Annotated in this window: 1 pseudogene; it reads left to right on the plus strand. The window is 38.1% G+C overall.

Annotated features, from left to right (window positions below):
- A pseudogene (locus ACFINZ_RS11760) lies at positions 1-257 on the plus strand (hypothetical protein); the annotation flags it as partial.

Below are 257 nucleotides of genomic sequence, written 5' to 3' on the forward strand. Positions count from 1 at the left end.
GAACTGTTAGATCAGGTGATGCCGTAAATTTGATCTCTTCGGATGACAATCTGAAAATTATAAGAACAATAGCATCTGATGGAACTAGTCAGAAAAGTGATATAACTTTTGCTTTGTCGCGTGATCTTAAGCTGAATACCGTACTATTTGGCAGTAATGCCTTATTAAGCGTAAATGGTTTAATGCTTTCTGGTGGTCCGAGTGTAACAATGGTTGGTATTGATGCTGGCAATAGCAGGATAACAAAAGTTGCTGCT

Origin of the sequence: Bartonella sp. AA81SXKL (genome assembly GCF_042196945.1) — a bacterium.
GTDB lineage: Bacteria > Pseudomonadota > Alphaproteobacteria > Rhizobiales > Rhizobiaceae > Bartonella.